The organism is Comamonas sp. 7D-2 (assembly GCF_022749555.1).
Taxonomy (GTDB): Bacteria; Pseudomonadota; Gammaproteobacteria; order Burkholderiales; family Burkholderiaceae_C; genus Comamonas; species Comamonas thiooxydans.
In genome coordinates, this window is sequence record NZ_CP094238.1 from 5,327,129 (window position 1) to 5,340,515 (window position 13,387).

Sequence of the window (13,387 nt, forward strand, 5' to 3'; positions counted from 1 at the left end):
GAAAAAAGCCTTGATTAATCGTAATTGGTAAAGCGGCTGGGCGGAGTCACCGCCTCACGCAAATATTGGTAGCGCGGCACATTCTGCTTGAGACTGGAGGTGGGGTCGGCACCAAAGCTCAGGCGCGAGAAGCCCACGAACTCCATCTGGAACAGCAGACGCAGATTGGACTGGATGACCGAGCTTTGCAGACGCTCCAGCACCACACGGCCAATCCAGCAGCAACCGTCGTATTCGAAGCCGACCACGGTATCCACCAGCTTGTTGTCCTTGATGGAGTAGTTGAGGCGGCCCACCGCATACCAGCGGCCACCGCCCTGGCCGCGACCGGCGCCCAGATCCTTGCCCTTGTCACCCCAGAGGTCGTTGATGGGCCATTGCCAGCCCACGTCCACCAGCTCGCTGGACGGCTTCTTGGTGACCGTATCCAGCTGCGTGCGGTAGCCGATGTTGAAGGTGCGATAGTTGCCCGGGCTGTAACGCGCCGTGGCCGTGGTACGGACCGTGCGGTTCAAGTCCTTGTTGTACTGGGTCGTACCTTCCAGCGACCATTTGTCGGTCCAGTTGAAGGCAGCACCCAGCAGGATATCGGACAGCTTGCTGGTAGCAGCCACCTCACCGGGCAGCAGCACGCGCTGATCTGACAGGCGAACGCGCTGGGCCACGGCGAACTTGAGCTTTTCCGCACCGCTTTCAGGGTCGATGAAGCGCGAGGTCGCGCCCAGCGTCATCAGATGGTTGTCGGCAATGCGGTCCTGACCGACATAGTCGTTCTCGGAAAAAATACTCGCGAAGTTGAAATCGCTGCGACCCGTATCGTAGAGCGGCAACATGCTCTGATCGCGATAGGGCGTATAGGTATAGAAGGCTCGGGGTTCGAAGGTCTGCAACAGATTCTTGCCGAACCAGGAGGTGTCGCGCTCGAAGACCAGGCCGCTGTCCAGGCTGAAGGTGGGCAAGGTCCGGTTGGCGCTCTTGCTGCCGTTGCTCATCAACTGATCGGTCTGATACATGGAGGTATGCAGCATCAGCTTGGGCGTGATGAAGGCGCCGGGAGACAGGAATGGCCGGCTCAGCTGCGCCTGCACATAGCTGCGCTGGCCGTTGTTGCCGACCTGACCCGTGATGGGGCGAATCAGCTCGAAGCGTGTGGTGTCGGCCACCACGGAGAAATCCAGCCCATGCGGCAGGTCCAGCGGCGTGTAGCGGTACTGCAGCTGCGGCACCATGCTGTAGGGCGGCGCAATCGGCGAAGTCACATCCTGCTGCACTTGATAGCGCAGCACATTGAGGCTCAGCACCCCATCGCCCTTGGCCCAGCTCAGATTGGCCGTGCTGGGCAGCAGGCGCTGGCGCAGCGCCACGGGAGCCAGGCGGAAGTCGCGCCAGTAATCACCGTCGCTGACGCGGTTCAGATTGAGGTTCAGCCCCAGACCGCCGACCGGCGTGTCGAAGCTCGCACGATGCTGCCAGGAATAGCCCCAGCGATCGCGGTTGCGCAGATTGTCTCCCAGCATGTAGCTGGCATAGGTCTCGCCCGAGTAGCTGGGCTCCAGATAGCGGAACTGCCCCGTCAGGTTCACGCCGCGCTTGGTCATCAGCGAGGGCGTGATGGTCATATCGCGATTGGGGGCGATATTCCAGTAATAGGGCTGCGAATACTCGATACCGCCGAGCTTGTCCATGCCTATCATGGGCGGCAGCAGGCCCGATTTGCGCTTGTCCGAGAGCGGAAAGCTCATGCGCGGCACGGGCAGGACGGTCACGCCCTTGAACTTCAGGGACGCACCCTCGGCCACCCCCACCTCTTCGGCCATGTCCAGATGAATGGTCTTGGCCTCGAGCACCCAGCTCGGCTCCCAGCTGGCCTCATCATCGCGCTGGCAGGTGGTGTAGGTGGCGTCATGGACGACCGAACGATCCTTGTCGATGAAATCCACTCGCGAGGACTCGCCATGGCCACCCGTGGCCAGAAAGCGATAGTTGGCGTTGTCGAACTGGCCCTTGAAGGCATCCATCTGCAGATCCAGCGCTGTACCCTCGTAGACATTGCCGGCCTGGTTGATGTGGACCGAGCCCACGGCGTTGATCCTGTCGTCCGGAACCGCATAGTCGAGCTTGTCCGCGCGGATCATGGTGTCGCCGCGGCGCAACTCTGCCCCGCCATGAACCGAGGCCTTGAGATCGGGCTGACCGGACAGGCTGTCACCTTTGATATAGATGGGCTGCTGGTCACGCACTTCCTGAGGATAGCTCTCCTGCAGCGCGCTGCTGGACTTGAGTTCCAAGGCTGGCAGCTCGCCCGCGACGCTGGAGGAGGACGATCCGCTCGTTTCGGCCGACTGGGCATAGGCCTGCATGCCAGCACCCGCCCATGCCAGTGCCACAGCCCATGCCAGAGGACGAATCACCGGCCGAGCAGCCCCCGCACGCGTCGAACGGGCAGGGCAGGCAGGTAGGAAATCTCGCGGATGGGATGGGGATTGCACGATGATCTTGAACGTCAAAAGCGCGCGTGCCCTGGCACACGTCAACAGAAAACCGAGAGCCTAGCACCACTGTCCACAGATGCGGCGGCATCGGTTTGTAAAATCCGATTATCCATGACCGCTCCTATCACCCCCACAGTTGGCGTTGCCTGGGCAGATTCTGCCCGCCACGCCGCATTCGACGCCTGGCTGGCACCGCTGGCTCAAAAGCACCAGCTGCTTCCCGCAACCCTGCGCCCCGCTTCGGCCGATGCGAGCTTTCGCCGCTATCTGCGCCTGGATCGCAGCGATGGAAGCAGCCTGATCGTCATGGACGCGCCGCCAGACAAGGAAGATTGCGCGCCTTTTGCCAAGGTTCAGGGCCTGATGAGCCAGGCCGGCCTGTGCGTGCCGCAGATCCTGGACTGGGATGCCGTTCATGGCTTCATGCTGCTCAGCGACCTGGGCGGCCAGACCGTCATCGAGGCTCTGAACCCCGAAAAACCCCAGGATGCCGAAGCCTGGTACCGCTCGGCCATCGAGGTGCTGCTGGACTGGCAACTGGCCTCCAAGGCCGGCAATACCGGCAGCTTGCCTCTCTATGACGAGGCCCTGCTGCGCCGCGAGCTGCAGCTGTTTCCCGACTGGTACATCGCCAAGCACCGCCAGTTCACGCTGGACGACAAGCAGCAGGCCCTGCTCAGCAAGACCTTCGATCAGATCGTCGCCCACAATCTGCAGGCTCCCAGCGTCTATGTGCACCGCGACTTCATGATGCGCAACCTGATGCAGCCTGTGGCAAGCGGCGCGCCGCTGGGCGTGCTGGACTTCCAGGATGCCGTCTACGGCCCCATCACCTATGACATCGCCAGCCTGCTGCGAGATGCCTTCATCAGCTGGGAAGAGGACTTCATCATCGACATCACCATCCGTTACTGGGAAAAGGCCCGCAAGGCCGGCCTGGTGGGAGCCAACAGCGCCAGCGGCTGGGGTGATGACTTCGGCGAGTTCTACCGTGGGGTTGAATGGATGGGTCTGCAGCGCCACCTCAAGGTTGCGGGTATCTTTGCGCGCCTGACGTTGCGCGACGGCAAGCCCAAGTATCTGGCCGATACGCCTCGTTTCATCCACTACATCCGATCCACCTGCAACCGCTACCGCGCGCTGGGCCCGTTCCTCAAATTGATCGACGAGATCGAGGGTATCCAGACGCAGGTGGGTTACGCCTACGGGCGGATGTGAGCACACCCCCTGAGCCGCTTTGCGGCTTCCCCCTCTCTGCTTCGCGGAGGGGGACGACACCAGCGCTGCGGGGCGGCCCTTGCGCGGTGTCCCTAGGTTAGAGGGTGCCAGTTTTACAGGTTGCGAAGCAGCTCTAACCGCAAGTAACAAATATCAATTTCCCCTATGCCGCGCTATCACTGCCCTATTCCACTGCACATCGGCAACGAGCTGGACCTGCCTGCAGGTGCCGCCCGCCATGTGCAGGTGCTGCGCCACCAGCCCGGCGATGTCATCACGCTGTTTGAGGGCCAGACCGGCAACGGTTTTACCGGTGGCGAGTTCCAGGCGACCATCACCCACATGGGCCGCAGCGATGTGGGCGTGCGCGTGGACAGCCACAGCCCCGCCGAGCGCGAAGCCGCACGTGCCGTGCACCTGGTCGTCGGCATGCCCGCCAACGAGCGCATGGACTGGCTGGTGGAAAAAGCCACCGAGCTGGGTGTCGCCAGCATCCAGCCCGTGATGGCGGCACGCAGCGTGCTCAAGCTCAAGGGCGACCGCGCCGACAAGAAGATCGAGCGCTGGCAGTCGATTGCCGTCTCGGCCTGCGAGCAATGCGGGCGCAACCAAGTGCCCGTGATTCATGCCCCGCTGTCGCTGGCCGACTGGCTGCGCAGCCAGCAGGCGCCTGCGGCCGATGCGGCGCGTCTGGTGCTGTCGCTGCGCGAGGGCAATCAACCGCTGCGCGCCGCCGCCGGCGATGCCCGGGCAGTCTGGGTGCTGCATGGCCCCGAAGGGGGTCTGACCGCCCAGGAAGAAGACTGGGCGCTGGAGCAGGGCTGGAAACCTGCCAGCCTCGGCTCCCGCGTGCTGCGCGCTGAAACGGCATCTGTTGCCGCCCTGTCCCTGTTGGCCCTGGAGTAAATCAATGAGCAGCTGTCATCTCTCTCTGGCCAAGCCCGAGTTTTATCTGCAGAACTTTCGTGTGGAGGCTCCCGAGCCCAGGCCCGAAAGCATCATCACCCCGCGCCGCCTCGGCTGCATCATCATCAACGCTGCCACAGAGTCCTCTGCAGCGCTCTTGGGACGTACGTTTACAGCTCCTGAAGAAGGAGCACCCGCACTGCCGGTGGAACGGCTGCTGGTGCCGGCCAGCTTCGGTCTGGTGCCGCACTGGGTGAAGTCGGCGTCTGACGGCCGCCTGCGCGCGCTCAAGCTGGTGAATGCAAAAATCGACAATCTGACCACGGGAACGGCGTTCCGCGATGCCTGGCTGGCCGGCCAGCGCTGCATCGTGCCGCTGCAGTCCTTTCAGGTCGACGACCTGCGCCCCGGCAAGCCCCTGCCGACCCGTATCACCCGCGTGGACAACCAGCCCATGGGCGCCGCTGGCGTCTGGGCGCGCTGGGTGGGCGAGGACGGCGAGGTCATCGTCAGCTACGCCCTCATCACCATCAATGCCAATGCCCATGCGCTGATGAACCGCTACGGCCAGCCCGGCAACGACAAGGCCATGCCGGCCATCCTCAACGAAGGCGCATACGACGCCTGGCTCAATGCCAAGGTCAACAAGGCCAAGGAGTTTCTGCGCCCCTACCCGGCAGAAAAACTGCGTGCCAACCCCGTGGAAAAAGGCCGCAAGCAACCGCCACAGCAGTGGTAATCAGGGAGCTGGAAACTGCTGTTCCAGCCACTGCCCCAATCGCGCAAACACGGGAGCTGCCAGCTCGGGGCTCTCGTTGAAGATCTCGTGATAGGCCGCCTCAAAGCACTGGGACTGCACCAGACCGCGTGGTGCCTGGGCGGCAAAGGCGGCGCTGCCGGCAGGGTTGACCAGCTTGTCCTCGCCCGCCCATAGCAGCAGCGTGGGCACGCACCAGGCCGTGGCCTTGGACAGCACATGGCGGCCCCCCTCGGCCATATAGCGCGCCAGCCTGGCGCTGATGCGTCTGTGCTGCAGTGCATCGGCGTCATAGGCCAGAGCCACTTCGGGATCATGCGAGAGATGCGCGGACTGCACGCCATTGGCCACGCGCAGATTGGGCAGCAGCCTGGGCAGGCTCGCCACCAGCGCCTTCTGCACACCCGACAGATGCAGGGCCAGCGCCGGCGAGGACAGCACCAGCCCGTCCACATGACGCAGGCCGGACGCGACAAAATCAGCGGCCACCAGTCCACCTAGGCTGTGCCCCAACAGCACCAGGGGCTGATGCCTGGGCATGGCTGCACGTGTGGCATCGAGCACCACGGCCAGATCGTCGAGCAAGCGCATATCGCTGGTCAGGCCGCCCTGCGGCCCGCCCGACAGGCCGTGGCCGTACTGGTCATAGGCCCGCACCGCAAAGCCGAGCTCGTTGAGCCGCTGCGCCAGCACGGCATAGCGGCCGCTGTGCTCGCCCAGGCCATGCACCAGCAGCACCTGGGCACGGGGCTTGACGCCCGGCGCCAGCGGCCAGTCGCGCAGCGCGAGCTGGGTGGCGTCCGATGCGGCCATATGCAGCAGCCGGGGCGTCGTCTGGGTGCGGGTATCGGTAGGCGTCATGCACGGTCTCTTCAGCTGGCAAGAGCTTGCAGGATGCAGCCACCCCCCGCCCGCGTCAACCGTGGCAATCCTCGGCCCGCCCCCGGGAATTCAACACTATCGCCACCAAAAGGATAGCTACCGACGCTTTCTGGAAAAGCGTCAGCGACTATTTCCAATGCCGCGATCAGGCCTGGTCCGGCTCCGTCTGATGGCGGGCCATTGCGGCAATCACCTCGGCCACCGAAGCCGTGAGTTTCTTGGCATAGGGCACATGGAGGAACTCGTTGGGACCGTGGGCATTGCTCTTGGGTCCGAGCACGCCGCAGACCATCATCTGCGCCTTGGGAAAGCCCTTGCTCAGCATATTCATCAGCGGAATCGTGCCGCCCTGGCCGATATAGCCGCAGCCGGCGCCGAAATGGGCCTGGCTGGCGGCATTGAGCGCCTTCTCGAACCAGCCGTCCATGCCCGGCGCATTCCAGCCGCTGGAGCTGGACAGGCCTTCCCAGGTCACCCTGGCCTCATAGGGTGCGTTGTCCTCCAGCAGGGCCTTCATCTCCTGCACGCAGGCTGCGGCATCGACCAGCGGCGGCAGCCTCAGGCTGAGCTTGAAGGCCGTGTAGGGGCGCAGCACATTGCCGGCATTTTGCAGATTGGGCATGCCCTCCACACCGGTCACGCTCAGCGTGGGCTCCCAGGTGCGACGCACCAGGGCCTGGACGGGATCGGTGGTCGTGGGCAGGGACACACGGGCCGAGCCGCCGCAGTCGTAATGCGCCCAGGGAAAGCGCGCATAAGCGTCCTCGCCGAGGATCTCCGCCGTGGCGCGGATCTGCGCCATGCGCTCGGCCGGCACCTCGCAGTGAAAGCTCTGCGGCAGCACGCGGCCGTTCTTGCTGTCCTCGAGACGATCCAGCACCTGGCGCATGATGCGAAAGGACGAGGGCACCACGCCCGAGGCATCGCCCGAGTGCACGCCCTCGGTGAGGATCTGCACCTTGAGCGTGCCGCTGGCCATGCCGCGCAGGCTGGTGGTCAGCCACAGCTGGTCGTAGTTGCCGGCACCGCTGTCCAGACAGATCACCAGGCCCACATCGCCCAGACGCGGGCGCAAGGCATCCACATAGGGCAGCAGATCGGCCGAGCCGCTTTCCTCACAGGTCTCGATGATGGCCACGATGCGGGGGTGAGGCACGTTCTGGCGCTTGAGCTCCTGAATCGCCGCCACGCTGGCATAGACCGCATAGCCGTCGTCGGCGCCGCCACGCCCGTAGAGCTTGCCGTCCTCGTACTTGGGCGCCCAGGGACCCAGATCGCTGCGCCAGCCTTCGAACTCGGGCTGCTTGTCGAGGTGGCCGTACATCAGCACCGTGGGACTGGTCGAGGCCTTCTCGGCCGTACCTTCCACCTCGAAGAAGATGACCGGCGTGCGGCCCGGCTGCTGAATCACTTCCAGCGTCAGCCCGGCCACCTTCTGCGCTTCCACCCAGGCCGCAGCGTTGCGCAGCACGGTAGCGATATGGCCTTGCTGCTCCCAGTCGGGTGCAAACATGGGCGACTTGGCAGGGATGGTGATGTAGTTGGTCAGCTCGGGGACGATGCTCTGGTCCCACTGCTCGGTGATGTGCTGCAGCGCGTCCTGTGGCTGCAGCAGATTGGTGGGAGTACGTGCGTTCATGGTCGGCTCCTTCAGTGACGGGGCTACGAGCCATGACGGGCCCGCGCCATGCCCGTGATTGTGCGCCAATGCCGGTGCCTGCGCCGCAGGCATTGACATGGCGATCAGGGTTTAGCGCAATGCCAGCGCCCCCCGCTCCAATTGGAAGCGGGAAACCTCTCTCAACAGGCTTTCTGCCTGTTGGCGCAGCCCCTCGGCAGCGGCTGCGCTTTCCTCCACCAGGGCAGCGTTTTGCTGCGTGGCCTGGTCCATCTGCATGACAGCCTCGCCGACCTGGGCCACGCCTGCGCTCTGCTCGCTACTCGCTGCGCTGATCTCGCCCATGATGTCCGTCACGCGGTGAATGGCACTGACGATCTCGTCCATGGTGTGACCTGCCTGGTCGGCCAGCGCACTGCCGTCTGCCACGCGCTCCACGCTGGCAGTGATCAACGTCTTGATTTCCTTGGCCGCATCGGCGCTGCGCCCCGCCAGGGCGCGCACCTCGCTGGCCACCACGGCAAAGCCTCGGCCCTGTTCACCGGCGCGTGCAGCCTCCACGGCCGCGTTCAGTGCCAGGATATTGGTCTGGAAGGCGATGGCGTCTATGACGCCGATGATGTCGGCAATGCGCGAGCTGCTGGTGTTGATGTCCTGCATGGTCTGCACAACGCGCGCTACTACGGCACCGCCCTGCCGGGCCACTTGCGAGGCGTTCTGCGCCAACTGATTGGCCGTCTGGGCGCTATCGGCGTTCTGGCGCACGGTGGCGTTGAGCTGCTCCATGCTGGCCGCCGTTTCCTCCAGCGCGCTGGCCTGGCTTTCGGTACGCGCAGACAGGTCGGCATTGCCCTGAGCAATCTCGCTGGAGGCATGCTGCATCTGCACCGATGCGCCGTGCACGCGCTGGACCAGTTCGCGCAGCGCGCCGCGCATGGTTTGCAGATCGGACATCAGCCCCCGGGCCATGCCGCCCGAGCTCCCATCGGTCAGATCGCCATCGGCCACGCGGCGCAACGCCTTGCGCGCATCGGCCGGGTCTCCGCCCAACTCGCTGCGCAGCGTGCGCACCATCACCCAGAGCAGCGAGGCCGAGATGACCACGGCCAGCAGGGCCAGCAGACCCGACCACAGCTGCATGCGCTGGGCGCTGGCACGGGTGGCTGCATGCGATGCTTCGGCCGCATCGCGGGCCGCCTTGAGCTGTTGCAGCACGGCTTCGCGCAGCTTGCGCCAGGCCGGGGTTTCCCGAGTCTTGAGCGCGGCGGCGGCGGTGTCATAGTCCTCGGCCGCCAGAGTCACGATCTGGTCCTGCGCTTCGGACTGGGCCTGGCGCAAGGCCTGCAGGCTCTTGACGGCGACTTCCATGGCCGTGCCCTGCACGCGCCGGCTCAGATCGTCATAGGCAGCGTCATAGGCCAGACGGGCATTGCCCAGGTTCTGCACGGCCTGCCCGTCCGACGGATCCATCACGATATTGCGCAGTGCCTGGCCCGATTGCAGACCCTGGGCATACAGCTCCTGCAACTGCGCCACCACGGCTTGGTTGTTCCTCAGGTAGTCGTTGAAATCGGACTGTGTGCGGGTCAGCCCCCACTGGCTGCTGAGCAGCGCCAAAACAAACAAGGCTGCAGGCGCAGCCGAGCAAAAAATGAGACGGGAACTAAAACGCATGGCAAGGCGCGCACCGGCCGAAGCGTCGGTGCATTGATTCAGATCAAAAAGAAATAAGCAGTTGATTATGAATCAAATGCTTACATTTTTGCATTACGGCGGCGGCAGCACCCCCGCCTTGCCGCAGGAGTGCAACCCTCTCAAATTTAAGAGCTTCCAGCTCTTGTCAGACAATGAATCCAATGTGAATCAATACCCAATTCATTGCCAATGAGTCGCCATAAGCTACTGTTTCAGGAGCATCAATCAGGCATGCTCGAAGTGGAACACCGCCGTTGTCGCCAACAGATTGGGCAAGCTTCTCACCACCTGACCGTTTTGCAGACCGAAGGAGTCGCGAATGCGCAAGCGGTTCTTGGTGGCCAGCACCTCGAAGTCCTTGTAGGTGCCCACCCGGATATTCGGCGTGTCATACCACTGGTAAGGCAGGCGACGCGTGACCGGCATGCGCCCGCGCAGCACGGAAAAGCGATTTTGCCAATGTGCAAAGTTGGGAAAGGCAACCACGCCTTGCTTGCCGATGCGGGCCGTCTCCTGCAACATCACCTCGGCATTGCGCAAATGCTGCAGCGTGTCGATCTGCAGCACCACATCGAAGCTGTTGTCGCCGAAGATGGCCAGGCCGTCCTCCAGATTGAGCTGCAGCACGTTCACGCCGCGGCGCGTGCAGGCCAGCACATTGGCGTCGTCCAGTTCCACGCCATAGCCCGTACATCCGCGCTCTCGCACCAGATGCTCGAGCAGCGCTCCGTCGCCACAACCCAGGTCCAGCACGCGTGCGCCCTCGGGCACCAGCTGGGCAATGGCTTTCATGGTGGTCAACTCGGTCATGCGGCTTCTCCTGCGCGTTCGGCGGTGTTCAGTTCTTTGGCAATGCCTTCAAAATAGGAGCGCATCACGCCCATATAGCGTGGGTCATCAAGCAAAAACGCATCATGACCATGGGGGGCGTCGATCTCGGCATAGCTGACGTCGCGGTTGTTCTCCAGCAGCGACTTGACGATCTCTCGGCTGCGCGCCGGTGCGAAGCGCCAGTCCGTCGTGAAGCTCACGAGCAGAAACCGGGCCTTGGCCACGGCCAGCGCCCGAGTCAGATCGCCGTCATGAGCGCGCGCCGGATCGAAATAGTCCAGTGCGCGCGTGATGAGCAGATAGGTGTTGGCGTCAAAGTAGCCGCTGAACTTCTCGCCCTGGTAGCGCAGATAGCTCTCGATCTGGAACTCCACATCCTGGGTGCTGTACAGGTAATCGCGCCGCTCCGGCGCCGGGCCGCCCCGAGTCAGGTCGCCCCCCTCGGCGAGGAGCGCGGGGGCCCTGAGACTGCGGCCGAACTTCTGGTTCATCACGTCATCGCTCAGATAGGTGATGTGGCCTATCATGCGCGCGATGCGCAGGCCGCGCGCGGGCACCACGCCATGCTCGTAGAAATGGCCGCCGTTGAAATCCGGGTCGGTGACGATGGCGCGACGCGCCACCTCGTTGAAGGCAATGTTCTCGGCGTTCAGATTCGGCGCACTGGCCACCACCACGGCATGGCGCATGCGCTCGGGATAGCGCAGCGACCAGGACAGGGCCTGCATGCCGCCCAGGCTGCCGCCCAGCACGGCGGCGAGCTTGCCTATGCCCAGGCGGTCCAGCAAACGTGCCTGCGCATCCACCCAGTCCTCCACCGTCACCACGGGAAAATCCGCACCATAGGGCTTGCCCGTGGCCGAGTTGGTGTGCATGGGGCCGGTAGAGCCGAAGCAGGAGCCAAGATTGTTGATGCCGATGACAAAGAACTTGTCGGTATCGACGGGCTTGCCCGGACCGATCATGTTGTCCCACCAGCCCTCGCTCTTGGGCTGGCCCTCGTAGCTGCCTGCTACATGGTGGGAGGCATTGAGCGCATGACAGACCACGATGGCATTGCTCTTGTCGGCATTGAGCTGGCCATAGGTCTCGAAGGCAAGATCGTAGTCGGCGATGGAGCCACCGCTCTGCAAGGGCAGCGGCTCATCAAAATGCATGAACTGAGGTGTCGCGATGAAGGACATATGAAAAAACCCGGCATCGCTAAAAACGAGGCCGGGTCGGTGTACTGTCACTTCGCGGACGGGTCTTTAGCTGGATTTATAAAGCGCCCGCAAGCTTTGGCAAATCGGCGCGTGAAAAGTGCAGTGTACTGCATTCATTGCACCGAACTCAAAAGCAGACTGTCAAAGCTGTCCAAGCCTTTTGAGCCTTGTCCAAATAGCTATGCTTTCGGTAGTTTCACACTTTGGTCAGGAGCGCCGCCACACCCAGCACCAGGAAGATCAAGGCGCACACACGGTGAATCGTCTTGATCGGCAGCTTCTTGGTGATCTTCTCGCCAAACCACACCACCGGTGCATTGGCCAGCATCATGCCCAGCGTGGTGCCAGCCACCACCCAGTAATACGACAGAGGGTACTTGGCGGCCAGGCCCACCGTGGCCAGTTGGGTCTTGTCCCCCATCTCGGCCAGGAAGAACAGCATCAGCGTCGTACCGAAGACACCCCAACGCCCGGCGCCATTGCCGGTATCGTCATCGTCTAACTTGTCGGGAATCAGCATCCAGCCCGCCATGAGGATGAATGAAACCCCCAAGATCCAGCGCAGCACGTCGGGACCTAGCATCGTGGTGATCCAGTTGCCCACGGCGCCGGCCAGAGCATGGTTGACCAGCGTCGCGGCAAAAATGCCGGCCACGATGGGCAGTGGTTTGCGGAACTTGGCTGCCAGTACCAATGACAGCAGTTGGGTCTTGTCCCCCATTTCGGCCAGGGCAACGATGGAGGTGGATATGAGAAAGGCTTCCATGATGGGGATAGACGGCCGGAGTTGCCAGAACGCATTGATCACGCACCGACTCCGGCCTATCTCTTCATAGGTTTTCTCGGTACGTAATCAATGGTCTCGGCCGGTCGCACCGCGCATTGCACGCGGTACCGCATGCGCCATAGGTCACGAGGACCCAAGTCTGTTGACGCATGCATCCGGCAGACGGCTGCCGAACGGCCTACTCCCCAAAGAAAGTAGCCGTCATTCTACATGCTTAACCCTGTAAGACATCTGCGTATTTGGATATTCAAAATTTTGTATTTCAGGGTAACTCCCATCAGGACAATGTTGTTACAAGCACGAAATTTGATCTTTTCGTAATACTACGGCTTCTCTTGTGACTCATAATGCTTGAGTCTTTGTCTGGAAAGCAATTTCTGGATGGGGCAAGTGCGTTAGCGTCTCTAATGTTGTCATCCAAGGCTGACTCCCTAGGGCTCCATCGCGTTTTCAAGTTTTTTCAGGAGTCCAGCATGGGCAACAAGCTTTACGTAGGCAATCTGCCTTATTCCTTCCGCGACCAAGATCTGCAAGACAGCTTCAGCGAATTCGGCACTGTGAACAGCGCCAAGGTGATGATGGAGCGCGACACCGGCCGTTCCAAGGGCTTTGGCTTTGTGGAAATGGGCAGCGATGCCGAAGCACAAGCCGCTATCCAAGGCCTGCACGGCCAAAACCGTGGCGGCCGTGATCTGGTCGTGAACGAAGCACGCCCCATGGAGCCTCGTCCTCCCCGCTCCGGCGGCTTCGGCGGCGGCTTCGGCGGCGGTCGTGAAGGTGGTTTTGGCGGTGGCCGTGGTGACGGCGGCTTCGGCGGTGGCCGTGGCGACGGCGGCTACGGCCGTCGCAATAGCTACTAATCAGTTATTGCCAATAACAAAAAAAAGGATCTTCGGATCCTTTTTTTGTTGCTAAACGTTAGCAATGCGGTTTTCGAGCATTTATTTTTTTCATTGTTCTCCGTCATAATTCCTTTCTCGGGCATTTCCCGTTCAC

11 protein-coding genes are annotated in these 13,387 nt (G+C 62.6%); 4 read left to right on the forward strand and 7 right to left on the reverse strand.

Annotation, left to right across the window (positions count from 1 at the left end; all coding sequences use genetic code 11):
- Nucleotides 1-14: 14 nt before the first annotated feature.
- The gene (locus tag MPZ60_RS24565; protein ID WP_242607004.1) at nt 15-2,360 is read right to left on the reverse strand and encodes an LPS-assembly protein LptD; all 2,346 of its coding nucleotides are present in this window, start codon (nt 2,358-2,360) and stop codon (nt 15-17) included.
- A 243-nt stretch (nt 2,361-2,603) separates the two neighbouring features.
- Between MPZ60_RS24565 and MPZ60_RS24570 the strand changes: the two genes are divergently transcribed.
- From MPZ60_RS24570 to MPZ60_RS24580, 3 genes are all read left to right on the forward strand, one after another.
- Nucleotides 2,604-3,710, forward strand: coding sequence for an aminoglycoside phosphotransferase family protein (locus MPZ60_RS24570; protein WP_034350985.1), 1,107 nt, complete (start codon nt 2,604-2,606; stop codon nt 3,708-3,710).
- Nucleotides 3,711-3,875: 165 nt separating this feature from the next.
- Nucleotides 3,876-4,616 (forward strand): 16S rRNA (uracil(1498)-N(3))-methyltransferase, encoded by a 741-nt coding sequence (locus MPZ60_RS24575; RefSeq protein WP_034350987.1) that lies wholly within the window; start codon nt 3,876-3,878, stop codon nt 4,614-4,616.
- Nucleotides 4,617-4,620: 4 nt separating this feature from the next.
- On the forward strand, nt 4,621-5,355 hold the full coding sequence (locus tag MPZ60_RS24580) for an SOS response-associated peptidase (protein ID WP_034350989.1): 735 nt from the start codon (nt 4,621-4,623) through the stop codon (nt 5,353-5,355).
- Here the strand turns inward: MPZ60_RS24580 and MPZ60_RS24585 are convergent, their stop codons facing one another.
- From MPZ60_RS24585 to MPZ60_RS24610, 6 genes are all read right to left on the reverse strand, one after another.
- Nucleotides 5,356-6,234, reverse strand: coding sequence for an alpha/beta hydrolase (locus MPZ60_RS24585; protein ID WP_034350991.1), 879 nt, complete (start codon nt 6,232-6,234; stop codon nt 5,356-5,358).
- A 166-nt stretch (nt 6,235-6,400) separates the two neighbouring features.
- The gene (locus MPZ60_RS24590; protein WP_034350992.1) at nt 6,401-7,894 is read right to left on the reverse strand and encodes a M20 family metallopeptidase; all 1,494 of its coding nucleotides are present in this window, start codon (nt 7,892-7,894) and stop codon (nt 6,401-6,403) included.
- A 111-nt stretch (nt 7,895-8,005) separates the two neighbouring features.
- Complete coding sequence (locus MPZ60_RS24595; RefSeq protein ID WP_034351529.1) at nt 8,006-9,490, reverse strand: methyl-accepting chemotaxis protein; 1,485 nt, start codon at nt 9,488-9,490, stop codon at nt 8,006-8,008.
- A gap of 303 nt (nt 9,491-9,793) precedes the next feature.
- Nucleotides 9,794-10,378 (reverse strand): methionine biosynthesis protein MetW, encoded by a 585-nt coding sequence (metW, locus tag MPZ60_RS24600; RefSeq protein ID WP_003066861.1) that lies wholly within the window; start codon nt 10,376-10,378, stop codon nt 9,794-9,796.
- Nucleotides 10,375-11,583: a homoserine O-acetyltransferase gene (locus MPZ60_RS24605; protein WP_034350993.1), complete on the reverse strand. Its 1,209-nt coding sequence runs from the start codon at nt 11,581-11,583 to the stop codon at nt 10,375-10,377. Before MPZ60_RS24605 ends, metW begins: the two co-directional genes overlap by 4 nt.
- A gap of 217 nt (nt 11,584-11,800) precedes the next feature.
- A complete protein-coding gene (locus MPZ60_RS24610; RefSeq protein ID WP_242882095.1) occupies nt 11,801-12,370 on the reverse strand; it encodes a TMEM165/GDT1 family protein in 570 nt (189 codons plus the stop codon).
- A gap of 494 nt (nt 12,371-12,864) precedes the next feature.
- Here MPZ60_RS24610 and MPZ60_RS24615 point away from each other — a divergent pair, with 494 nt between their 5' ends.
- Nucleotides 12,865-13,251 carry an RNA-binding protein gene (locus MPZ60_RS24615; protein ID WP_003066853.1) on the forward strand — a complete coding sequence of 129 codons (387 nt, stop codon included), beginning with the start codon at nt 12,865-12,867 and terminating at the stop codon, nt 13,249-13,251.
- The last annotated feature ends 136 nt before the right edge of the window (nt 13,252-13,387 follow it).